The organism is Providencia sp. R33 (assembly GCF_019343475.1).
Classification (GTDB): Bacteria; Pseudomonadota; Gammaproteobacteria; order Enterobacterales; family Enterobacteriaceae; genus Providencia.
In genome coordinates this window covers 61,799-85,744 of record NZ_CP072454.1, presented here as the reverse complement: position 1 = coordinate 85,744, position 23,946 = coordinate 61,799, and the positions used below count along the sequence as shown (strand labels likewise).

The 23,946-nt window shown below is 43.3% G+C and carries 17 protein-coding genes and 1 pseudogene; 15 read left to right on the top strand and 3 right to left on the bottom strand.

Annotation, left to right across the window (positions count from 1 at the left end; genetic code table 11):
* Positions 1-144: 144 nt before the first annotated feature.
* From traH to J6836_RS22875, 13 genes are all read left to right on the top strand, one after another.
* Positions 145-1,521: a conjugal transfer pilus assembly protein TraH gene (gene traH / locus J6836_RS22385; protein ID WP_219249622.1), complete on the top strand. Its 1,377-nt coding sequence runs from the start codon at positions 145-147 to the stop codon at positions 1,519-1,521.
* Between the two features lie 12 nt (positions 1,522-1,533).
* Positions 1,534-4,428: a conjugal transfer mating-pair stabilization protein TraG gene (gene traG / locus J6836_RS22380; RefSeq protein WP_219249621.1), complete on the top strand. Its 2,895-nt coding sequence runs from the start codon at positions 1,534-1,536 to the stop codon at positions 4,426-4,428.
* Positions 4,425-4,922, top strand: a complete 498-nt coding sequence (locus J6836_RS22375) for a hypothetical protein (protein ID WP_219249619.1) — start codon at positions 4,425-4,427, stop codon at positions 4,920-4,922. The genes traG and J6836_RS22375 overlap by 4 nt, the downstream gene beginning before the upstream one ends.
* 94 nt (positions 4,923-5,016) lie before the next feature.
* On the top strand, positions 5,017-5,223 hold the full coding sequence (locus J6836_RS22370; RefSeq protein WP_219249617.1) for a TraR/DksA C4-type zinc finger protein: 207 nt from the start codon (positions 5,017-5,019) through the stop codon (positions 5,221-5,223).
* A gap of 55 nt (positions 5,224-5,278) precedes the next feature.
* Complete coding sequence (locus J6836_RS22365) at positions 5,279-5,668, top strand: hypothetical protein (protein WP_219249616.1); 390 nt, start codon at positions 5,279-5,281, stop codon at positions 5,666-5,668.
* A gap of 211 nt (positions 5,669-5,879) precedes the next feature.
* Positions 5,880-8,102: a type IV conjugative transfer system coupling protein TraD gene (traD, locus tag J6836_RS22360; protein ID WP_219249615.1), complete on the top strand. Its 2,223-nt coding sequence runs from the start codon at positions 5,880-5,882 to the stop codon at positions 8,100-8,102.
* Positions 8,102-11,779 carry a MobF family relaxase gene (mobF, locus tag J6836_RS22355; protein WP_219249613.1) on the top strand — a complete coding sequence of 1,226 codons (3,678 nt, stop codon included), beginning with the start codon at positions 8,102-8,104 and terminating at the stop codon, positions 11,777-11,779. The genes traD and mobF overlap by 1 nt, the downstream gene beginning before the upstream one ends.
* An 18-nt stretch (positions 11,780-11,797) precedes the next feature.
* Complete coding sequence (locus tag J6836_RS22350; protein WP_219249611.1) at positions 11,798-13,228, top strand: conjugative transfer relaxase/helicase TraI domain-containing protein; 1,431 nt, start codon at positions 11,798-11,800, stop codon at positions 13,226-13,228.
* Between the two features lie 15 nt (positions 13,229-13,243).
* Complete coding sequence (locus tag J6836_RS22345) at positions 13,244-13,855, top strand: PIN domain-containing protein (RefSeq protein ID WP_219249609.1); 612 nt, start codon at positions 13,244-13,246, stop codon at positions 13,853-13,855.
* A gap of 400 nt (positions 13,856-14,255) precedes the next feature.
* Positions 14,256-15,194 (top strand): RepA family replication protein, encoded by a 939-nt coding sequence (locus J6836_RS22340; RefSeq protein ID WP_219249607.1) that lies wholly within the window; start codon positions 14,256-14,258, stop codon positions 15,192-15,194.
* A 702-nt stretch (positions 15,195-15,896) separates the two neighbouring features.
* A complete protein-coding gene (locus tag J6836_RS22335; RefSeq protein WP_219249605.1) occupies positions 15,897-16,466 on the top strand; it encodes a ProQ/FINO family protein in 570 nt (189 codons plus the stop codon).
* Positions 16,463-16,591, top strand: a complete 129-nt coding sequence (locus J6836_RS23270) for a hypothetical protein (protein ID WP_255586431.1) — start codon at positions 16,463-16,465, stop codon at positions 16,589-16,591. The genes J6836_RS22335 and J6836_RS23270 overlap by 4 nt, the downstream gene beginning before the upstream one ends.
* A gap of 39 nt (positions 16,592-16,630) precedes the next feature.
* On the top strand, positions 16,631-16,723 hold the full coding sequence (locus J6836_RS22875; protein WP_255586430.1) for a hypothetical protein: 93 nt from the start codon (positions 16,631-16,633) through the stop codon (positions 16,721-16,723).
* A gap of 215 nt (positions 16,724-16,938) precedes the next feature.
* Here J6836_RS22875 and J6836_RS22325 read toward each other — a convergent pair whose 3' ends face one another.
* Entirely contained in the window at positions 16,939-18,687 is a 1,749-nt protein-coding gene (locus tag J6836_RS22325; RefSeq protein WP_219249604.1) for a UvrD-helicase domain-containing protein, read from the bottom strand.
* Positions 18,687-20,807, bottom strand: coding sequence for an ATP-dependent nuclease (locus J6836_RS22320; RefSeq protein ID WP_219249602.1), 2,121 nt, complete (start codon positions 20,805-20,807; stop codon positions 18,687-18,689). Before J6836_RS22320 ends, J6836_RS22325 begins: the two co-directional genes overlap by 1 nt.
* Before the next feature lie 737 nt (positions 20,808-21,544).
* Here J6836_RS22320 and J6836_RS22315 point away from each other — a divergent pair.
* Both J6836_RS22315 and J6836_RS22310 read left to right on the top strand, forming a co-directional pair.
* Positions 21,545-22,228, top strand: a pseudogene (locus J6836_RS22315) (IS110 family transposase); the annotation flags it as partial.
* 255 nt (positions 22,229-22,483) lie between these two features.
* Positions 22,484-23,134, top strand: a complete 651-nt coding sequence (locus J6836_RS22310) for a hypothetical protein (RefSeq protein WP_219249599.1) — start codon at positions 22,484-22,486, stop codon at positions 23,132-23,134.
* A 29-nt stretch (positions 23,135-23,163) separates the two neighbouring features.
* Here J6836_RS22310 and J6836_RS22305 read toward each other — a convergent pair whose 3' ends face one another.
* Positions 23,164-23,790, bottom strand: coding sequence for an RES family NAD+ phosphorylase (locus J6836_RS22305; RefSeq protein ID WP_219249784.1), 627 nt, complete (start codon positions 23,788-23,790; stop codon positions 23,164-23,166).
* Positions 23,791-23,946: the final 156 nt, after the last annotated feature.

The window sequence follows — 23,946 nt, the reverse complement described above, 5'->3', positions numbered from 1 at the left end:
CACGCAGCAACGTTGCGGGGAATGGCGCTCTATAAGGTTTACCCACAATGAATGATTTAATTAACCCTATTCCTTGCCGGAATAAGGCGATAAACCCTGCCTTATTCTCGTGTTGGCCTGTTTATTTTCAATTAGGAGGCCTCCATGCGTAAAGGACTCATTCCTGTGCTGTGTGCGGCATTACTCAACCACACGACGGCGTTTGCCAATGTGAATAGCGACATGAATAACTTCTTCAATAAATTGGGTTTTGAAGGCAATGCCACGGATGCCCGAGCTTGGGAAGGACAAGCCGCGGGGTACGCCACAGGCGGAAATTTATTCCTGCGAAGCCAAGTGAAGCAACTGCAAATTGCCTCATTTACACCGCCGTCGATTAATGCCGGTTGTGGCGGAATTGACGCATACCTTGGGTCTTTTTCTTATATGAACAGTGAGCAGTTGCAGCAATTTATCAAACAGATGATGACCAATGGTGCAGGGTATTTATTTGATTTGGCGTTGCAAACCACCGTGCCCGAGTTGAAATCGGCAAAAGACTTTGTGCAAAAAATGGCGGCAGATATCAATAGCATGAATATTTCATCGTGTCAGGCCGCACAAGGCATCATTGGTGGATTGTGGCCAACCAATACCGTGGCGTCGCAAAAAATTTGTCAAGACATTGGCGGGGCAACCAGCCTGTTTGAAGACTGGGCCGCATCTCGCCAAGGATGTACGGTCGGCGGGCAAATGAACAATGCGTTTAATAAAGCCCCTGAAAACATGAAAGACCAAATCATGCAAAATAAAAACTTAATGTGGGAAATCTTAGCCAAAAGTCAGTTTTTATCCGGTGATAACGAGTTAAAAGAATTGGTCATGAACCTCACGGGTACACTCATCTTTGATGCCAAAGGCAATGTCAAAAGCACTATTCCCAAAGTGAATCGTCAAGAACTCATCAAAACTTTGATGGAAGGCGGCACCATGACCATTGAGGGGTGCGTCTCTACCGTAGATTGTCTGGAGCTCAAAAGTAAAAAAATCACCATCGACAGTAAAAACGGCCTTATCTCGATGACCAAAACCATGATTGAGGGTATCCAAGGCAAGTTACGCAGTGATGAGGGGTTAAGTGCGAAAGAAAAAGGCTTTATTCAAAGTACCTCTATTCCGATTTTGAAGTACCTGGTTGACCCGATGCAGCTGAATATCCAAGCCAATTTATTACCCGCGCTCGCCGATTATATTGCTTACGACATTTTACTGCAGTACCTGCAGGAGTTGATTGACCAAGCGAAAGGGGCAATGGGCAGCCGAAATTACATGGAAGAAGCGGTGAAGCCGCTGCGGGAGAATATCGCCGAAGCCTCTCGCCAATTGGAATCTCTGCAGCAAATGGTCAACACCAAAGCCAATGTGTTGATTGAACTGGAGCGGCAAATGAGTTACTTGCGCCAACAAACGTCCAGTCAGCTGCAAGAGCGGTTTATGCAAAATACCCGATTCAATATCGTCAATCCTGAAGCCAGTAAATAGAGGAGCCTAGATATGGCCGTGATAGATACTGTCTATGTGCTCGGTGGCGGTGAATACATGATGCAAGTATTCAACGGCGTTGCGGCATTAATAGGCTCTGATACGTGGGACTCGATGTTCCGCATTGTGTTATTTATTTCTGCGGTGTCAGTCTTGATGTCGTTTATGAAAGCGCACGACCCCAAAGAATTGGTCAAGTTTGCCGCCATCATTATTTTGGTGTCCAGTGTGTTATTGGTGCCTAAACGCACCGTGCAGATTATTGACCGCACCAATCCGACAGGCGTGTATTTAGTGGATAATGTCCCGCTGGGACTGGCGGTTCCCGCGCGTTTTATTACGTCGATTGGAACGAGCTTAACCGAACTGTATGACATGATTTTTCATACTCCGGACTCGCTGACCTACAGTAAAACAGGGATGTTATTTGGGGCGAACTTAGTTGGTAATCTCAGTGATGCGATGATGGTTGATGGGGATTTGGCTGAGCTCATGGGACTTTATACCAAAAACTGTGTGATAGGCGACATCTTAATTAACCATAAGTATTCGTTCCAAGAGCTGATGAGTAGCCGAGACCCTTATACCCTCATATTCCAAAAACCGAGTCCTTTGCGAGGGATTATTGTGCCCTACGGTAACACCGCTGCGGTTGGTGGAAGTGGTGTCGCCCAAAGTGGTTTTTGGACCTGTGAAGATATTGCGAAACATGTTTTGATGCCGAAATTAAACATCGATACCACCACAGGCGGAAAAACGTGGAATTACATGGTCAAGCAAGTCTTTGGGGGCAGGCCGGATGCCAATGTGCTATACAGTAATATGATGGGAGACAGTTATAATTTTTATTACCAAGGGTCGGAAACGGCCAGTCAATTAATGCGCAGTTCGGTGGTGATGAATGCCCTTAAAAACGGTATCAGCGCTTACAGTGCACAAAGTGGCGACACAGCCAGCTTAGTCAACTTAGCCTCGACGTCTTCATACAATAAAATGCGCTTAAGCTGGGCGACATCGTCTCAGGTCGCCGTTTCCTTTGTGCCGATATTGAATACGATTTTGTTGTCGCTAGTGATAGCGCTGTTTCCTATCTTTATCTTACTGGCGGTCATTCACTCATTATCGGTCAAGATGCTATTCAACTACATTATGTCCATCATTTACTTGCAATCGTGGCCACCCATGTTTGCTATTTTAAATTATGCGACCAGCTTTTACTTGCAGGGGAAAACGGGTGGTATTGATTTTAATTTAGCCAATCAAGCCAGTATCCAGCAGATGCACAGTGATATCGGGTTAATCGCGGGTTGGTTGTCCATATCGATACCGTTTATTGCCATTGCGATAGTCAAAGGCCTCGGGCCGACCTTTGCACAAGCGGGTAACTATTTGGGAACCGCCATCAACAGTTCTGCAACCTCCACTTCTTCACAAGCGGCGGATGGAACCTGGTCATTTAATAATATGCAAACGGGCAATGTAGCGGGCAATAAATGGGATACCAATGCCAGCTTCCGTGATGGTCAGATGACACGTCAATTATCCAGCGGGGCAAGCAGTACATTGACGAGCAGTGGTCAAGAAGTCATGGACACCAGTGGGGCAATGTCACGACTGGCTGTATCGATTAAAGGCAGTAACGCGGCGGTAAGTTCGTTACAGCAAAGTGCGAAACATGCCGAAGTGCAAGCGATGAACGCACAAAAAATGAACCAACATGCTGTGAACAGCAGTTGGAATATATTATCGCAATTTCATAAACAAAATGGCGACAGTTCAACCTTATCGAAACAAAGCGATAGTGGTGAAGGTGTCAATCATCAAGCTGCTATGGAGAAAGTGTGGAGTATTGCTGAGGCTTACGGTAAGGCCAATGGTATAACGACCCAAGCGGCCTATAATGAATTGATGGATAATTCATCAAGGGGAACCGTCACTGCAGGTACTAAAGGTGAAGTTGGTTTGCCATTAAGCGGTTTAACTGGATTGAAAGGAGGGCTTTATGGTGATGCCAATGTTTCTGGATCAACGGGCTCGTCACATGGCACGCAAGAATCCAGTAATGAAAGCAAAGACATGCGTCATGACCAAAATGCACAATTACAACAGCAATTTAGAGAAGCAAGAGATTATTTTGACCGCAACAGCGTGACAACCGGTGCGAGCCAAAATGATAACGAAGCAAATTCCCATATCCAACAATTTGCTGCCTCCCTCAATGTCGCTGATACGTATCATGAACAATATGCCTTGAATAAAACGAAGAGCCAAGAATACAGTGATATGGCGAGCTGGGCGGAAAATAATAGCGCACAAATCGACCGTGTCTTTGACCAGCAATTTGCCAGTTTTGTTCGCCAATATGCGCCTGATCGTGCCGATGAATTACTGGGTAATACCAGTGATCCGATGGTCGCCAAAGAAGTGGATGGTTTGGCAAAACAGTTTGTCGATACCAATCTTCTTCCGAAATTGAAATCAGATTATGCAAGCAACCACGGCAAAATTGAATCCATGGACAATACGGAATCGAGCTATCGTGGGATGTCAGAAGGGGATATTCGCTATCAATATGATGCCAATAATGAGGTTATTCAAGGTTTAGCGGATGATGCGGGGGTTAAACACAATGTGAAATCGAGTGTCGAGGCGAAACAAAATCAAATTCAGGGGGATATTGAATCCACCAAAGAATACATTGATAAAGGTCAACGCCCTATCCAACAAAAACACGCTGAACTGAAACAAGAATACCAAGACAAGAAACAAAAACACGAAGAAGGACTTGCTAAGGAAAAAGAAAATCAAAAATTACTGCCCGATCATGATAATTTAAAAGAGCGGGTTGAATTGCAACCGACTTGGCCACCAACCGTTGCCATTAACAATAATAAGGAGCGTAAATGATAAAGAAGCAAATGAGTATACTGTTAATGTTATTTGTCTCGTTCTTCACCTTTGCGGAAGTGAGTGTTATTGGAATAACCATTAATCAAGACACAAAAGAGGATATCGAAAAAAAATATGACATTGATAATAAAGATGGTGCGATTTGGGAGTTAAAACGCAATGATATTCCGATTGAGGGTATTAAAAAAGCAGAGGTCATATTTCAAGATGATCATGTGAAAGGCGTTTGGTTAGTTGTCGAAAAATATCGATTTAATTATTTCTTTGATGCATTAAAAAGTAAATATAAATTAATTAAGAAAGATGTTCCGTTTGTGGGTAATCAATATGCACGATTTGAAAAAGATGATGTGGTAATTTGGATTGATGCACCACATATGAGCTTTAACATGGATGTTGTGTATATGGATAAAAAGTATAAAAAGGAGTTGGATGCGTATAGAAATAAAATGAAGCAAGAAAAGAAAAATCGTGAATTAGAGCAACTCTAATCTAATTACTAACGCACTTCGTTTGTTAACAGTTTATTCCCCTAAATAATAAATTTTTAAGGGGAATAAACCGTCTCGTCTCAAGAGGTTTCCAATGGCTGATGAAATTGATGTCTCTCAAGCTGAGAGTGATTTTTTGTTATCTTTACGACTGAGTAAGCGAAAACAATACCAAGGTCAAAGTGCCGTGTCTTGTATTGATTGCGGTGACCAAATTCCTGTTGCTCGCCGAATGGCGCTACCTGGTGTGCAATATTGTGTTCATTGTAGTGAGAGGGCCGAATTATCTGGTTCCCGATAGCTAATTTTGTGAATTATTCCATTCTTTGATATGCCGATAAAAATCCGAGGTTATAATGAAAAAATCAATGTTTAATAAAGCCGTGCTTTTGAGCGCACTTTACCTATTATCCAGCACCGCATTCAGTCATGAAATGAAAAGCCCCTACTCAGAACAAGTTATTACCCAATGTGCACGGTATGTTATTGGTCATCAACAGCCGAATCAGTCGGATACCTTTTATATTCGTGAGTACCTAACCTATTTTGGTGAGCACGGTTTGAATTCGACTAAGATGAGTGACTATCTCACCCAACACCCTAAATTGTTGTCATCTGAAAATATCGGGCAATTCATTACGTTACTTGAATTAGAGCGTGATTTTGGGGTGACATTGTGCGCGACTCAAACTCAGGAACATCTACCTATTTTAAAGGAAAAATTAAATCTCAATGAAATTGAGTGAAATTCATTTTTAATTAAACTCAATTCTTTTTTATAACGCAAAATTCTTTGTGTGATATTTTTATATTGAAATGGTTGCGTTAAATAAATATAAAAACTCCGTTTTATTTAATTGAGAATCTAATTCTCCATCGATAATATCAAATAAGAAATAATGAAGAGGTTATTCATTATCTTCTATGGTTTCCTTTTACTTTCAGAGTGATCTTATTATGAGTTCAACCAAGCATATTACGCAAGGTGGACAAGTCTTTAGCTATATGCTCGGCATGTTCATGCAAGTGAATAAACGAATATCTTTTTGGCTTATTCTGCTTTTCTTAATTATCTTCCCGATTATTTTTTATTTTAAAGTGCCACTGCAAGAAATTAAAAATGGCGGATTATATTGGTGGCTATATTTAACGGCAGGCGGTGAAAAAGCCTTATATCGCGTGGCGCCCATTTATGAAGTCGATTTTGATGGACAGCTTTACCGTTTTACGTCGGAAGCCATATTAAAAGACGACTACATGATCTATGCAGGTAATCTTGCACTGCAAGAACTGGGGTTATCTCTGCTATGGGCGTGTATTGTTATTATTGTGCTGTTTTTTGTTATCTACCGTGTCTTTCATGGATTAGGTAAGCGTCAAGCGAATGATGATGTGATTGGTGGGCGTACATTAACTGAAGATATTAAGTCCGTTCGTAACCTGCTTCATGCACGACGCGAAGCGTCACCTATTACTTTTGACGGATTACCTCTGAAGCTCAACAGTGAAGTCCAAAATATGTTGATGCACGGTACGCCAGGGTCAGGAAAGTCCAATGCCCTGAATAAATTACTTATTCAGCTCCGCAAACGGGGCGATATGGTGATTGTTTATGATAAAGGGTGTTCATTAATAAAACAGCATTACAATGAGAATATTGATAAATTACTGAATCCATTGGATAAACGGTGTGAAAATTGGGATTTATGGAGTGAATGTGTCACGACACCTGATTTTGACAGTGCATCCAATACCCTTATCCCTCAAAGTACTTCAGAAGACCCTTTTTGGACGGGCTCAGCGCGGACTATTTTCACTACGGTGGCCTCAAAACTGGGCGCTGATCCAAAGCGCAGTTATAACAAGTTATTACGGACGTTACTGGCCATTGATCTCAAAACGTTACGCGCGTATGTGGCGGGGACGGAAGCCAGTAACTTGATGGAAGAGAAGGTAGAAAAGACCGCGATTTCTATTCGCGGTGTTTTGACCAATTACGTCAAAGCCCTGCGTTACCTACAAGGAATTGAGCGTAATGGCAAACCCCCTTTTGCTATCCGTGAATGGATGAAAACCGTCAATGAACCGAAAAAACGTCACGGTTGGTTGTGGATCACCAGTAATGAGCGGGAGCATGAGTCACTGAAACCGTTAATTTCCATGTGGTTATCGCAAGCCGCAAATACCTTATTGGAAATGGGTGATAACCGAGAGCGCCGTGTGTGGTTTATCTATGATGAATTGATTTCATTGCACCAGTTACCGAATTTGCCCCTCATTTTGTCACAAGGCCGAAAATTTGGCGGTTGTTTTATTCTTGGCTTTCAAAATAAGGCGCAACTGAATGTGACGTATGGGAATGATAATGCCGATGCGATGATGGATTTGCTGAATACCCGTTTTTTCTTTCGTTCTCCCGATGAAAGTATCGCCAATTGGGTACGAGGGCAGCTGGGGCAAACTCGTAAAAAAGTGGCCAGCGAGCAATACAGTTTTGGTCCTGAAACCGTGCGGGACGGGGTGTCATTTAGTAAGCAGCAAGAAGATGTGGATTTAGTTAACTACTCCGATGTGCAAAAACTGTACGATTTAACATGTTATATCACGCTTCCTGGGGACTACCCTGTCATTAAACTTGCCATGAAATACGAAAAGCTGAAAGTCGTCGCGGAAGAGTTTATCCCCCGACACGTCAATGACAGCTTAGACCAAGAGATTGAGACAGAAATTGATGAGCGGTTAAGCATGGGCGCGCTCCCTGACGTGGTCAATCAGGCCATAGATAGCTTAATTAGCGGGAAACCGATTGAAGCACCCATTGATACCTCACAAAACAACCCCGTTGCGGAAGTTGCTCAGCCTCAGCCTGTCGCGGCCCTAACACCGAATTCAGTGACGGAAAAGCCTATTTCGATAGCGTCAGAAACCGCGTCATCGGAGAACCTGACGGAAAGCCAAGGGGGACGAGAGGTTGTTGTTGATAATCTGCGCGTGAACACCGAGACGGGAGAAGTATTAGGGCGAACCGCAGAGCACGAAGAAAACCCCCAAGACCTGTATGACAGTTATACACGCATGCGTCAGGACGAAAAGGAAATTGTGGGCGATTCCCATGCAAGTCATTCAAATTCTTCACCAAATTTAGATCGCGAACATGATAATGGTTGGGGGAAATGGTAATGCTAACTGTTGCACCGATTGCCAACAATGCGGCAAATTATTATACCCATGAAGATAATTATTATTTTCTCGGCAACCTTGAAGCTCGTTGGATGGGGGAAGGCGCTAAATCACTCGGATTAGAGGGGGAAGTCACGAAAGACCAACTGGGTGAAATCCTGGAGGGGCGCTTACCCAATGGTCAAAGTCTTGAGCGCATGGAAAACGGTAAAAACGTCCACCGCGAAGGGCAAGACTTAACCTTTTCGGCACCCAAGAGTGTCTCGGTATTAGGGCTTGTTCTGGGCGATAAACGCATGATTGATGCACATAATCATGCCGTCGAGGTCGCCCTGAAAGAGGTGGAGAGCCTCGCGTCAACGCGAGTGATGGTTGAGGGCAAAACCTCACTGGAAATGACCAAAAACCTGGTTATTGCGGCATTTAACCATGATACCTCTCGCGAGCACGACCCCTTAGTCCATACGCATGCCCTTGTGATGAACATGACCGAACACAATGGCGAGTGGCGTACCTTATCCAGTGATACACAACAAAAGAGCGGCTTCAGTGAAGCGGTTTATGCCTTGCAAGTGTCATTAGGGCAAATCTACCGCCATGCTTTACGTGAGCGAGTGGAAAGCTTTGGCATGCAAACCCATGAAACAGGCAAGAATGGATTATGGGAAATTGTAGGCGTGCCCGTTGTGCCGTTTTCTCAGCGGCATTACCAAATCATGGATGCGGTGGGGCATGAAGCCTCACTCAAATCTCGTGATGTGGCCGCCCTCGATACCCGTCAGGCGAAAACAACCCCTGAAAAAAGTGAATTGCTAACTGACTGGTTTGACCGCTTGGATAAAAATGGCTTTGGCCCTGAAGAACGCAAAGCGTTTTACGCTGAAGCCGAGCAGCGTCTTGCCAAAGGCCAGATGGGTGATACCTCTCGGGATATACAGCCCGATATTACCCGCGCCGTCACTGATGCGATTGCGTTACTCAGCGACAAGCAACTCAGCATGACTTACAGCCAAGTGTTGGCTAAAACGCTTGGGGGATTGGAAGCCCGTGCGGGCATGATAGCGCAGGTGCGTGAAGCGATTGATGTGGCGATTGAACAGCGTCAACTTATTCCACTGGATGAGAAAAAAGGGTTGTTTACCTCGTCCATTCATTTAATGGACGAGCTGAAGCTGCAACAAATCGCCACCGACATGAAGCAACATAACCGTACCGTCAGTTTTCAGGTGCGGACAGAAACCCTCTCGCCAGTCATGGAAAAAGTGGCGGATTCCTTACCCAATATTGCGATTGTGGCCAGTCAAGGACTGGGTAAAGCACAGCGGGATGGGGTATTAGACGGTGTCACGATGGCGCAATCACAAGGGCGTGACGTGGCGGTGATGACCCTTGATGCGACCAGTGCTAAAGCCTTTACCAATGATAATCGCTTTGCCACTGTGCCTAAAATGTCCCTAGGTGATGATCAACTGCTTAAACCCAACAGTACCTTGGTGGTTGCCAATGCCGAAAAACTGTCATTGAAATCGGCCTTATCTCTACTGGAAAGTGCGCAATCTGCCAATGTGCAAGTGCTCATGATGGACAGTGGCGGGCGCAAAGGCACGGGGAACGTGTTGGCCACCTTACAAGATGCGGGCGTTCCGCGCTTTCAGGGCGAATCTTCCGCTGTCTTGACGGTGAAAACGGCACATATTCCCGATAAAAATCATCGTTATGCGGCACTGGCGGCGGATTATGCACAGCTGCACAGCGACATGAAACCCGTGGTTGCGCAGGTCAGTGGCGTTCGGGAGCAAAAAATCGTGACCGATACCATTCGCCAAACGCTCACCGAGCGCGGGATGCTCAGTGAAAAAACGGTGACAGTGACACAACTCAAACCCGTGTGGCTCGACAGCCATTCACGCAAGCAAATCGACAGTTATCGTGAAGGCATGGTGATGGAGCGTTGGAATGCGGACAAGAAAGAGGTTGAACGCTACACCATTGACCGCGTCACTCCTGAAACTCGGTCGGTCACGTTGCTTGACAGTCAAGGGCAAAAACAGGTGATGAAACCGCAGCAATTTGATGGCCAATGGAGTGCGTATCAACGCCAAACGATGGACATCAAGCAAGGCGAGCAGTTAACGATACTGGCGAAACAAAACAAGCTTTCTGCACGTGACAGGGTCACGGTAACTGGGTTTATGCCTAACGCAATAATGGTTAATTTCAACGGTAAAACCCATCGAATTGATGTGCGGGACGGTGTCAAAGCCGATTATGGCTATGTTACTGCCCCAGGGCAACAGGCTAACGATACGGGCACTGTGTTATTGGCCGCATCAGCGCGGGATACACAGCCCACTTTACTTAATACGGCTGCACGCAGTGGTGAACATATTACCGTGTATACGCCACTGGATAAGATGGAAACCGAGCGTCGCTTATCGCGTTCGCCAGTCTATCAGCAAGCGCGGCAGTTAGCGGGGGTTGAAGGCGTAGACAGCAAAGCCATTGAACAAGCGGCCGATAAAGCTACGGAAGCGTTATTGTCTAAGCCCGAAAAAGCCCTGCAACAAGGCATGGAATTAGCGCAAGAGAGTCAGGTTTTTTTCTCGCGTATCGATGCGATTGCCAAAGCGTTGCCGTTACACACCGCGCTGGATAGTCAATCGCTGGGTAAAGCGTTTGACCGCTTAGTTGCCCAAAAAGCCATTATCCCTGTAACCAGTGGTAAAGGTGCCGCCCAGCAACATTACGTGACGGCCAGTACGTGGGAGATGGAAAAGCAAATCCTGACCACCATTTTAGCAGGCAAAGGAACACAAACCCCGCTGATGGAGTCTGTCCCTGATGCCGTACTGGAAGGGTTAACGGAGGGGCAAAAGGCCGCCACCACATTGATTTTAACTACTCGCGACCAGTTTGTCGGCATACAAGGCTATGCAGGGGTGGGGAAAACGACCCAGCTGAAGGCTGTTCTCAAGGCCCTGAACACACTCCCTGAGACGCAGCGACCGGAAGTGATAGGTCTTGCACCCACACACCGAGCGGTGGGGGAAATGGCCGCTGTGGGGGTGAAATCACAAACCTTGCATGCCTTTTTGATGGATGCGAACCAACGCCAACAGCAAGGGGAGGTACTGGATTTTAAAAACACCCTGTTTTTAGTCGACGAAGGTTCGATGGTCGGTAACAAAATTATGACTGAGGTGTTAGACGTGATTGGGCGCGGTGGCGGGCGAGCGCCCATTTCAGGGGATAGGGCGCAGTTATTGTCGGTGGACAGTGGTACACCTTTTTCCCTCGCGCAAGACCGTTCAGCACTGACGACTACGGTTGTGAACGAAATTGTGCGGCAAAGACCCGAGCTTCGCCCTGCCATTGAAGCCATCATAGCCGGTAATATTCAAACTGCGATGGATACGATGAATCGCGTGACGCCGGATGTGGTTCCCCGTCGCGCGGGGGCGGAACACCCCGAACAGTCGGTGATAAATTCAGGCGACAAGGTCATCACACATATTCTTGATGACTATCGCGGACGAACGGTTGAAGCCCAAAAAGAGACACTGATTGTGGCACAAACCAACCGCGATAAAGATGAACTTAATCGCGGTATTCATCAAATCTTAGTCGAGCAAGGGCAATTACAAGGGGGAAAAGACGTCCCGATATTGGTGCGTTAAAGTACGCGCACAGAGGCCTTGTTATCAACGGCAGGACTGGCAAAACATGCCGGTAAAATTGCCCTCATCCAAGAGCAGTACTATCGGATTGAGGTGACTCAAGAGGACGTCAGTGACGGAGTTGTGACCCTGGTTGATGAACAAGGCAAAGGGCATTTACTTTCGGCCTTTGAAAGTAGCTTGCTGGATATTGGTATTTACCGCCAAGAAACCCGTCATATCGCCGCAGGGGAAAAAATCAACTTTACTCGCACGGATAAAGAGCGCGGACGCGTGATGAACAGTGACTGGACGGTCAGTGAAGTCAGTGGTAACGGGCAAATCACCATTACTAAGGGCGATGAGTCACGCGTGCTTAGCCCGAATAGCGAATTGACAGACCAACATCTGGATTACGGTTATGCGGGCACGGCACACAAAGCGCAAGGGGCAAGTAGCTTGTATGTGATTGTCCTTGGGGGTGTGGAGTCAGGACGACGTATGCTGGCCACCTTACGTGATGCGTATGTGGCTTTATCTCGTACTAAAGCGCACGTGCAAACCTACAGTGATGATTTGGATAAATGGACAAAAGCCATTGAAAACCCCGGAAACCGGAAGACCGCGCATGATGTGTTGCTGGCTGAGCAAGACCGTGCCGCCAAAGTCGGTAATCAACTGTTTGACCATGCGAAACCCCTTAATGATACGGCGATTGGTCGCGCTTTAAGTCGGCAAATGGGGCTCGGTGAATCCCATGAAGGGAAGTTTGTTTATCCATCCACCAAGCATCCCGAACCGCACGTGGCGTGGCCCGCTTTTGATGAACACGGTAAAGCCCAAGGCACCGTGTTACAAGCGATTGAACTTGAAGAGGATAAATTGCAGGGGCTTCGTGCTGAAGGGCGTTTACTGGGGAGCGAGCAGGCGCAATTTATTGTCGTCAAACCCAGTCAAAACGGACAAACCGTGATTGTGAACACTCTAGAGTCAGCCTTTGAGGTAATGGCACAGCAACCCGAACAGGGTGTGGTGGTGCAACTCAATCCTGATGAACGTTTACACACGGCCATGATTGAGAAAATCACGCAAGGGGAAGTGGATAACGCCTATGCAAACCCAAGTGCCACGCAAACCGATAAAGCGGACAGTGACCCGAAAAACCTGCAAACCCCCGAGGAGCAGGCGATTGATAAAGCCTTAAAAGAGGCTGAAGCTGCCCTACGTCAGCAAGCAAACAGCGAGCCTAAAGTGCCAGAACTGAGTGAGGACGAACTGAGGCAGGTGATGGCGCAAGAGCGTGATAGCTTACTGAAAGGGGAACATGACTTAATGGAGGCGAAAGAGCGAGTCATTGAAAAGGCCGTTCAGTTTGAGCGTGAACATCAGCAACAACAACGAGACGTTTTGCGTCAACAAGAGCGTGAAATGGTGATGGAAAAATCCCGTGACCGTGAATTTGGTGATTAAGGATGCCGATTATCTATGGAAAAGCCAGTTACATCAGCCAAAACCCAATGGGCGTTTGTCGATTTAGAAAATGTCCCGCATTTAGATCCGATAGCGTTTGAGCAGTATCAGCAAGTCTTTATTTTTGCAGGCCCCAAGCAAGCCAATCTCAAATTACCCGTACAAACAACCGCCCGCTATATTCTCAACATCATTAAAGTGAGCCAAGTCAGTCAGAATAATGTGGACTTTCACCTTGCCTGGTCTTTAGGACAGGCGCATGAGCAAGCGGATAAAACGTGTCACTTTACCGTATTTACCAACGATAAAGGGCTTACGCCCTTAGTGAATACGGTAAAACAACTCGGGCGATCTTGTACGCTGCAAGGGGTCATTCAAACCAAGCAAAAAGTGGCACTTTCGCTCGAGGAAACCAAAAAGGTACTTAAAACGCCCTTTTTCCAACGTAACAACGGTTTTCCGAAGCAACTTACGGGGTTACGTCGCAGTTTAATCCATATATTGGGCGCGGCACAGGCACACACTGTTGAGGCGCATATTGCGAACTTGGTGACACTGAAGGTGATTTCCCACAATGGGAATGCACTGGCTTGGTATCTTGCTGGACTTGCTAAACACCGCAAATAACCCTGCTTAACCACATTGATTGTTGACGATTTCCGCCAGTTCTATTTAGTTTTCTCTCGCGTCGAACCTCAAGTTTTATCACAAATTTTGTGAATAAATCGCGTCTTTATCGTGAAGGCGTTGCTTGAATGCGCATAGAGTGCTAAATTAGCCGACAATTGATGTGAATTTTGTGGTCGCCACGCCGAAAAGTGGCAAGCGATGGGATGTAACACACAAAAATGTGCTGTGAACCCAAATAGAAAACCCCTGAAATCTTCTACATTCTTGGCGGGACGTAAAGATTATCAGGGGTCATCAGAGCAATTCCGCTAGGGGTAATGTTGAACTCCTAGCGGGGAGTATAGAATTATGCGCAAGAAAATTCAACTCTTTCCGTACAACATAAGTGCGGAGAGACATGTATAATGGGAACTCAATTCCTGCAATCTCTTGTTCCATCGGTAAAATTCATCGTCACTATGCGCCAAAATTTTTAGGGCAATTACCGAAATTGGTACCTGTACGTCGCTTTTCTGCGGCGTTAAAGCGTCACGATTGGAACCGAAACCCCCATATTTACCAACTACGTTATAGCAGAAAGCAGCGGATATCCGTGCGTTCAGAGCGTCGAGAGACCTTTGATGCCTTGGCTATGGCCATGATTGCCTATGCGGATTATAACCCTGAAAGTGACGCGCTGTTTGAAGTGATGTGTTCGGTGGAGAAGTTGGCGGAATTGTGTGGTCAGCTGTATCGCTATGACAGTGGGCGTAAAAGTTATGACCCCATACTCTATGCTTTGCGCGATTGGGAACAAGCCAACCTCATTGTCATTGACCGCGATTTTGATATCGAGGCTAAACAATATAAAGCCATGCGGATTTGGATACGTCCTGAATTTTTCCATGGACTCGGGTTTTCGGCGTTAGAACTGCGCGAATTGGTCGCTAGCTTTAGCCGTTGGATGGAAAAAAAGGGATTAAAAGAGAGCTACCAAAAACGCTACGCCCAACATGTTTTACGACTCGCGCGCGCGAATGTGGCATCACTCGATACTAAGCATAAACTTCGCAACCTGCTCAATAAGCTAAAAACCCTCGTGGTTGGGAAAGATGAAACGCTTAAACAAGAGAAGAAACATTTAGCCAAGGCATTGAAGGAAAAGAAAGCGTTAGCCAAAAGTTTGGAAGTACCAGAAAGCGCAGAGCATGCCGCATGGCGTCGCTTTGAAGCCTGGAAGGTGACGCAGCCTATTGCGGCAGTCATGGCCTTTGAGCGCAAAATGAAAGCTTTGTACCCGAGTATTCAAGGGCTGGCTATCTACCTGCATTATCTGGAACACTTACCCGACTCCTAATTTCCCCGTTAAATTTACCGCCTTGACTGGCGGTGGTTCCGTTCGCCCTAAATCTAAATAGCTCATTTTTCGAGCGATAGGATGGCTATATTAATGCTTCAATTATTCAGATGGGTGTACCCACGAACATTTTAGTTCTTTATTTAACCGACTAACTTCGAATGTTTTCATTTACTTCAATTAACTTCGAACAATATTCGGGTTTTATCGTTAAATTCGTTTTTAGGTTCTGAACTAAACGACCTTATAAATAAGGAGTTGCGGCTCTGCTTTTTCAAGCCGCACACTCTAAAGCGATAGAACCAATAAAGCCTTCGCTAACAAGCCATAAATGGCTGTCGCTCAGATAACAGTGTCAATATCGTGCCATTGCCCCCGTTAAGGTGGCCTACGGCCACCTTAACGCGCAGATACAGCCGTTCATCGAGGCTACGCCTCTTGCCCGTCTCACTGCGTTTTTCAAAGGGTCAAAAAACAAATTTACGGTTTTACTTTCATTAGGCTTAACCAGGCCAGGGGGCGGATTGGGGTATTAAACAAAGCCTAACCGCTGACGCGGATCTCGACGGCCCTCACCTTAATCCGTTCTCTGTGATTCTTTTTGCCGTCTACAGCCCTTTGGGCGGGTGATTTCGGTGAAATTTCGTGATACTCTGGTTATTAATGTATTGAGAATAAACACGATTTTGGTGTAAGGATGAAATGGAACGCAAAACACTGACGTTAAAACGCCCCCCGACCGAAAACGTCGCGGAAAATTCCGAGCTCGGTATTAGGCGTCGCCGTAAACAGGTGGTGGTCAATACGCAGCGTAAATCCAATAAACCCGACAAAACAGCGCCTACCCAACCCTCTAAAAAAGTGCCCCCCCAGCTGACGAAAAAACAGAAAGCTGTTGTCATCCCGTTAGAGGAAAAAGTCATTCCCCCGACGCCACCGAAACAGCATCTCCCATTAGAGGAGGCTATCGCGAACCTCTCAGAATATTGGCCACACCTCTTTCCTGATGGGCAACTTCGACCAATGGCGGTAGGCACGCGTGAAGGACTAATTGCCGATAAAAAAGCCCGTGAATTGCCAATTTCGATCAAAAAGCTAAAGCGCAGCCTTGCGGCCATTAGCCACAGTGTGAAATATCGCACCACGATTATGCCTGGCGCGGTACGATACGATAAAGACGGTCAACCGAACGGGACTGTCACGGAATCGGATGTCGCCGATACGTTAAAACGCATACAAAAACTGGCTAAACAACAATCACGAACCGCATGACAAAGGCAACCCATTCCCTGATTTCTGTTGAAGAAAAAAATATTTGGTTAGGTAAATTAGCATTTGCCGCTTTTATGGAGCTCAAACTAGCTCTATGGGATGGAAAAGCGACCCTAAACGCCTAGTATGAAAATCTTTTTCTGCTCCGCTGGCTACAAACAGCATTGAAACAAAAACGGTTTCACCGCTGTGTTGTCCATAATTTTGAATGGCTCATTAATCTTGGCCAACAACGCTTAATGACCACAAGTTTGTAACTTTGCACGCTCACGCCGCGGGCTCCTGATCCCAATTCTATCCCCGCCATTCAACGATAGACTATTTAACACCACATCAAAAATATCATGAACTTAAAAATGCCGCTTAGATCTTCTACAGAATTTGTTAACCATTACAATACACCTTATCCGTTAAGGTTGAAAACCATCAGGGTATTAGCTTGTCTGCTTTCTCTAAGCTTTTATTGAAGCTACTATAGTTGCCTTGTAGGCCGATATGGTGTTCCCCTATTTGTTTTGTGCCCATGCTCAGAAATTAAGTAAAGATGTTTTTTAGCGCGTGAGGAAATTACATACAGCAGTCTTCTAGCAACATAGTCTTGATGTACATCGCTACAATCTATTATGTCATTCCAGTGTGGTATTTTTCCTCTCAACAATCCGGTGCATATAACTACTTCATATTCGTCACCTTTGGTTGAATGCGCAGTTGTTATTTTTACTCCATTGGAAGAGGAGAAAAATTTTTCTAGGTCTGAAGCTTTGTAGTTCATTTTATACTTATTTATTCTGTCCCTTGTTGAATTTAATATGCTTTTCATTTCTTCATTAAATAAGTTGTTTTTTGCCAACTCTATTCTAAGTATTTCGCAAAACCTAGCTATAACTTCTTCTATCCACTCATCAATTTCATTGTCAAATTGAACGGAGATAGAATTAACTGCGCTGAGGATAGTTTTTGGATTTATGGATTCTTCATCAAAGGATATATTATTTAATTTTTCTGAAAGTTCATTAGCGTACTGTCTTCTTTTTATGTAATTTTTAATGCTTGGCTTAGTAAGAATTAGTCTTATTAATGTAAGCCAAAAGTTATCTTGATTTTTTGGTATCGGTGAGATTAAGACGCCGTCAATATTAAAGTCTTTATTTAGTTCACCAATGCTGTTTGAGAGACTTATAACATCGAACCAGCTAGGGCATAAGATTGCTATTTCTTTTTCAGGAATGCCTTGTGCAAGGTGCTGTGTAACAATATCTGCCACATAATCGGCAAGGTTGTCTTTATGAAGATTTCTCTCCAAATGAACGACAGAAGGGTGGTTTATTAGATCGGATTTAGAGTCTATTTTGTAGCCTTCATCCTGGTATTTAAGATAATGGTCAATTACTCTTTGACTGCTGCGAAAACACCCCGTCAGGCGTTTTTCTTGCAAAGGGGAATCGAGCTCAAAAAAACTCTCTAGCTCAGGTTTGTTCTTAACAATTGCGCCTAGGCCTGTGTAAATAGCCTGCTCTCGATCTCCTATTAATGTTATTTTTGTCTGCTTTTGTATGATAATACATTTCAGTATCTCATACTGCATTACCGAGGTATCCTGATATTCATCTATAAGTATATGGTAGAAAAGGTTTCCTAGGCGCTTACATAGCTTAGGGTTAGATTGTAGAAGTCTATGGCTGATATTTAGTATTAAATTGAAATCAATATAATTGTTTTCTGCTAAATATCTGTGATAGTCAAGGGTCAGGTTATGCTCTCTAGTCCCTGCTGGGTATTTTGTTCTATAATCTTGATTAAGAGCAGTGTCGATGTTGTCATAAAATCGGAATTTATATTTTTCTTTAAGTTCTGATAACTTAGTTTCTTTCTCATGTTCATCTATAACGACAAAACCGCCGCATAGCCTTGGTATCATGTTGATATTTGGCTTTATTATCCATTGAAGGCAGAGCGCATGGATTGTTCCGACCCAGAGTGATTTTCTTTCAACTCCATAGGATAGAAGCCTTTCTTGAATTGTATCTGCGGCAATATTGGTGTATGTAATCGCTGCTACTTTTCGTTTCCCAATTGAAAGTTTTTCAGAGTTGTCTATTATATGATAAAGCTTTGAGACAAGCGTTCTGGTCTTGCCTGAACCGGGGCAGGCTGATAGCAACATGCTGTCATTGAGTACGACAGCATCCATCTGTTCATCGGTTAAGTTCCTATAAGGCATTATATTTTCCAAAAACGTATGAAAGTATCATTATCATAATGGGTCTTATAAACATTTATTTTTTCATCAAAACTATCACTTGCATTTATTTCATCCTGTTCTTCTTGACGCATCAATTCAACATTATACCCCATCATTTTTAGAGCTATTGCATCTATGTTTCTATCAGAAAGCGAAAACTTAATTGCTTTTAGGATGTACTCAGGGATTATGTTTTCAATTGTTATATGTTCTACCATCTCAGCAGCAAGCCATCCTTTCCCTATCTTTTTTGCGAATTTTAATGCGTGATGATATTTTGTAGGTATATCGCTAGAAGTTATATTGGCGATAACTGCTTCGCTATCTGCTTTTCTTTTATAGGTTGTCTTTATCACCGACTCAAACAAGTTGACGTTTTCGGAGTAGCTAATTAACTCGGTTTCAAATGTGTTTTCCGCATAAAAAGCACTGACGTAGCTGTTGTTAGCTGTGTACTCATCTAGAGCAGTCTGCCTCTCTGCTCCTGAATTTTGAGCATTTAACTGTGATTTTATATATTCAGCATCTGCAAAAGAGTCATTTTCACGGGTTATGAATGCCTTGTCTAAATCAGTGAGAATGGAGCAATAGCTGCGAATTCTATCTTCATGAAACAGATCAGAGATATGCTTGAATACAGTTCCATCCATTTTTATTAGGCTAATGCCCATCTCTTCTAGGCTCACACCTAGCGTCGTTTTTACTAGTGCAGGTATAAGTATTAATTCTGCGTCACCCTCTACAAGTATTACGCTTTTTGCAAATAAGATATCACCTCGGATAGCATCTAGATATCTTTCAATGCACCGAATATTTCCAGGTTCTAGGTTGCTAGAGGGCGCATATACTTCCGTATTTGTATCTTTTCTCGAAAGTATGCTCATAGATGAAATGTTTGACACAGAGCTTATTTGTGTAGAGTGAGTTGATACAAATACTTGTGTATTTTTAAAGTTGAAGTTTTCAAAAAGTGTTTTTTGGATGTGGGTATGGATATGAGCTTCAGGTTCTTCAATCATCAAGAAGTGTGTTATATGTTCTTCACTGTCACGAATTGCTTCATATTCATAAAGTTTTAGAGCTAGATATATAAGGTTCGCTCCGCCTAGGCTAAGATCTTCTATTCTACCAGTTCCCTGATAGCTTAAAGAATCTTCCACTACTAAACCAAGTGATTGTACTAATTCGATAAAATCTTCCGGAAGCTGTGATGATACTTGAATCTTAGGCGAGTAGGTTGATCCTATGGTATTTATCAATGAGCGAGAAATATCATTGCTGAGATTTTCAATTTCCGGTATCGAGGAAATTTTTTGGTTTATATTAACTATGTCGTCAACAATACTTTTTTCATCATTTATCTGTTTGCTCTTTAGTGTTAGTAGCTTGTACAGCGGATTAGTTTTGTAGTACTTGAGATCTGCAACGACATTTCTAAGTGCTTTCACGTATGTGCAAGCGACTTCGTTTATTAAAGAAAAGTATGGAGGTTTTTTGTTCCCAACTAGCTCTTCGCTTTCTAAATTTGGATCTGGGAATATATACTGTTTGAAGTCTCCGACGTGGTTACTGTATACGATTTCGTCAGTGAGATCGATTTTTGTTCGAACAAAGGCTACTGGTTCATAAGTTTCTCTTGATATTGCATGTGAGGAGCAAAACTCAAGAATTTTATCTCTGCGAGTGCAAAGGTTTTCATGAGCATTGCTAATTTCGTGAAGCTCTTGTCGGAATGAAAATTTCGGCCTAAATATGAAGGTGTAATTTCCTTTTGTTGAGGTCTTTTGGTCTTCTCCATCATTTAATATGTAGTTTGCTAAAACTTGTTGTTCTTCTGTATCACCTAAACCGGAAAAATAGAGAGAGATTATTATCCAGTGCCCAAACGGCTCTCCTAGTCCTCGGTGAAAATCATCTTTGGTAAGAAATTTTGCATTTGCAGGTAATGAATCATCTAGAACCAATCTCATGGCCTGGAAAACATTGGTTTTACCAGATGCATTTTCACCAATGATGTTGTTTACCGATTTTTTTCGGAACTTAAACGTTTCCTGTTTGAAGTTTTTATAGTTAACGATAGATAATTGGCTAATATACATGGCGTTTTGGTGCCTTAAACTCTTGGTCGATTGGTGATAGCATAGATATATTGTGTAGCATAGAATTACGTAATATGGAATCAACGGGCACTGTTGCAAATAAAATGGTGGGACTGAGTTTTTGGCTCACCATTATGGGGGGCTTTGACGTAAAGAACGGTTTGTCGGATTTTGCTAACTTTTAGATTAAAAAACAGTATGTTACATGGTTAATTATCTTTCGTTGGTTTTATTTCTAGTTTCTTAATTACATGAATATAAAAAACTATTAGTTTTGGTGTTTTCATTAAATTAATAGATATTTCAGATAAAAATAGTCTGTATTGAGCTGATATTTTATACAGTGTTAACTTTTAACCAGAAATTCCACGTAAAACATAACATTTTGAGTATGACTTATAGACTATATTGCTTAGATAAGGTGAAAATCATTTAACGGTCGTTAATAGCTATACAATAACTTCCTTTAAACTATGAATTTCGAAAAAATTTAAAACCATTAAAATTCAATTGGTTGAATAGGATGTGTCTCTCAAAAAAGAAATCAATGTTTCGTCTTATCCATTGAATTATAAGAGATTAAAATAATTCATCGGACAAACCGTTCTTTACGTCAAAACACCCCAAGTTGAAAAGTCAAAATACAGCCTTAACGAATGGAAGGGACTTCCCCTGATTATGCATCTGATGAACTTTTGTTCAATCATGGGGTGCACATCGTCTCAGAGGAATTCGTTATGACAATCACGCCTATCGGTATCGGTCTTGCTAAAAATGTGTTTGCTGTTCACGGTGTTTGATCAAAATGGTAGAACTGTTCTGATTAAGCCTAAAGTATCGCGTGCTGCACTTCCTGAGTTAATTGCGAGTTTGCTTCCCTGTGTTATCGGGTGGAAGCATGCTCAGGGACTCACTATTGGGCAAGATTGTTTCGGCAATATGGTTATGAGCCGCGTCTTATGGCAGCTAAGTTTGTATCGCCTTATCGTATGGCTGGCAAATCAGGAAAAAATGATGCAGCTGATGCTCAGGCTGTCTGTGAAGCTGTTCGTCGTCCGCATATGTGCTTCATACCAGTGAAAGATGAGAGTCAGCAGGCCATGCAATGTTTACATCGTACCCGTCAGGGCTTTATCGAAGAGAAAACAGCAACGTATAATCGTCTGCGAGGATTGATATCGGAATTCGGTGTCATCGCGCCACAAAGTACTGATGCCCTACGCCACATGGTTTCTGTGCAAAATAGCTCTTTGCCGCTTCAGGTTCAGCAATGTGTTGATGATTTGCAGGAACACGTTGATCATATTGAAGCTAACATCACTGAATATGACCTAATTTTGTCCCGCATGGCCAAAACAGATCACCGCTGTCAGCGGCTGATGGAGCAAGGGGTGCTGGCCCCACAGAGAGTAGTTGCTATTCATCTAGGTGGTTGTTATCGATGAAGCGATTCTATCCATCGTCGTATTGAAATAATAATTTATCAGGTCTGGGAATATACACGGAGTAGAGTATAAAAGAAGGGAAGGGAGTTTTCTAGAAATAGAGCAGCTCTGCCTCGGTGCTCATACCTATGGTGTGCTTATGTTTAGCTTGCTTATTTTAAGATTTATAATATAATGTATTTATTAAATCTTAAAGTTTCGAGTGTGTTAATCTAGCGGAGCGCTATTGATATGAAAACAACATCTTTGAAAACGAAAGGCTCGCCAGACACTATTCTCTTGAAAAAGAGGCTTAAGGTACTTCGACTAGAAATTGAATCCTCCCTGGAGCTTCTCTCTGTTAAAGAGCAACAGTCATTATTGACTTTACGTGATGTAGATTTCTGGTCTGCTATTCAGCTTAAAACTCTTGCCGAAAGAATTATTTCAACTCCTACACCAGAAAAAACTGAGCAAAATGAGTTTGCAGAGAACAGAGTGGCATTCATGGAGTATTTGCAAGAATACGGAGGTGTACACAAATCCTCTGCTGTTGAAAAAATAATTCATGCAAGTGTGCCTACAGTTATTAAGTACGGTGAGAAAAATAAACTTATTGTGTTGAATTGGGGGGCTGAAAATCTCTATCCCGTATTTCAATTTTCAACAAATGAAAAAAATAGCGAAAAAGGTATGCTGAAAGGTGTCCCTGAGTTATTGGCATCAATGAAACATGAAGTGAGTGCGGTGAGAAAATGTAATTTTTTCTTAAAGAAAGTTGAATTACCATTGACAGAAGAGAAAATATCTATTCTCGAAGTTTTGCGAAGAGGAGCTAAAAAAGATGAAATGGAATATTTCAAGATCCTAGCTGAGAATTTAGGAACACAAAATGCGGTTTAAAAAATGGGCCTTTAGGCCCATTTGAGGTCTCAAACAACTTTTATGTTTAATTGAGACTTAAGTATTTCTTTGGCCGTTTTCCCTTTATGAGAGTATTCTTTTAGTGGAGTAACGGACTTACTTGTTACCATCCCATTTCCATCTTCTTGAACCGACCAGAGAACTACGCATTTATTCCCTGTGTGCCGTGACAGATACTCTAATCCGTCAGCATGTTTTGAAAGCTCTTTCGCCAGTTGCTGTGTTACATTATAAACAGTTTTAGGCCCCATAAGGTCACCCACGGGCACTCCAATATGTGGAGCTAGTGCGGTTTCCTCAAATACAACGATAGGGCGGGCTATCTGGATTTCAGCTATACAGTTGTTTGTGAAATCTGACTGATCGATAAATTTATCTTCCTGATAAAATTCATTCAATGCAGTATGAGGGGAGTCAGCTATGTACATAACCCCCTTTGCATGGTCAGATAACGAAAAGCGGTTTGTGGATGTCTTATTAAAATGGACACCATTACCGCCGTAGCTTTCAGCTTGTACTTTGAAGTATTCGCAATTCTCAGCAATTGCTTTTCTTACTTGCAACTCACCACGACCTTCCGCAGATACAAGCTCATTTATTTTTTCATTGAGGTTCCCCTCGTATTTTATTGACATCAATACCTCGTTTTTTACTAAATTTAATCTTTAGCATAAGAGACTCTCTTTTTGCTAGTTGAATGAAGTAGCTATGTGCTTGCCCATAACTACACAATTACACCATTTATTGTGTCAAATGGTTGAGGGGATAATAACCTAACGCTATAAATATCA

What these genes read in the sequence shown, in the direction of transcription:
- traH (WP_219249622.1), top strand. Translation starts at nt 145, where the DNA reads ATGCGTAAAGGACTCATTCCTGTGCTGTGTGCGGCATTACTCAACCAC.
- traG (WP_219249621.1), top strand. Translation starts at nt 1,534, where the DNA reads ATGGCCGTGATAGATACTGTCTATGTGCTCGGTGGCGGTGAATACATG.
- J6836_RS22375 (WP_219249619.1), top strand. Translation starts at nt 4,425, where the DNA reads ATGATAAAGAAGCAAATGAGTATACTGTTAATGTTATTTGTCTCGTTC.
- J6836_RS22370 (WP_219249617.1), top strand. Translation starts at nt 5,017, where the DNA reads ATGGCTGATGAAATTGATGTCTCTCAAGCTGAGAGTGATTTTTTGTTA.
- J6836_RS22365 (WP_219249616.1), top strand. Translation starts at nt 5,279, where the DNA reads ATGAAAAAATCAATGTTTAATAAAGCCGTGCTTTTGAGCGCACTTTAC.
- traD (WP_219249615.1), top strand. Translation starts at nt 5,880, where the DNA reads ATGAGTTCAACCAAGCATATTACGCAAGGTGGACAAGTCTTTAGCTAT.
- mobF (WP_219249613.1), top strand. Translation starts at nt 8,102, where the DNA reads ATGCTAACTGTTGCACCGATTGCCAACAATGCGGCAAATTATTATACC.
- J6836_RS22345 (WP_219249609.1), top strand. Translation starts at nt 13,244, where the DNA reads ATGGAAAAGCCAGTTACATCAGCCAAAACCCAATGGGCGTTTGTCGAT.
- J6836_RS22340 (WP_219249607.1), top strand. Translation starts at nt 14,256, where the DNA reads ATGTATAATGGGAACTCAATTCCTGCAATCTCTTGTTCCATCGGTAAA.
- J6836_RS22335 (WP_219249605.1), top strand. Translation starts at nt 15,897, where the DNA reads ATGGAACGCAAAACACTGACGTTAAAACGCCCCCCGACCGAAAACGTC.
- J6836_RS23270 (WP_255586431.1), top strand. Translation starts at nt 16,463, where the DNA reads ATGACAAAGGCAACCCATTCCCTGATTTCTGTTGAAGAAAAAAATATT.
- J6836_RS22325 (WP_219249604.1), bottom strand. Translation starts at nt 18,687, where the DNA reads ATGCCTTATAGGAACTTAACCGATGAACAGATGGATGCTGTCGTACTC.
- J6836_RS22320 (WP_219249602.1), bottom strand. Translation starts at nt 20,807, where the DNA reads ATGTATATTAGCCAATTATCTATCGTTAACTATAAAAACTTCAAACAG.
- J6836_RS22310 (WP_219249599.1), top strand. Translation starts at nt 22,484, where the DNA reads ATGAAAACAACATCTTTGAAAACGAAAGGCTCGCCAGACACTATTCTC.
- J6836_RS22305 (WP_219249784.1), bottom strand. Translation starts at nt 23,790, where the DNA reads ATGTCAATAAAATACGAGGGGAACCTCAATGAAAAAATAAATGAGCTT.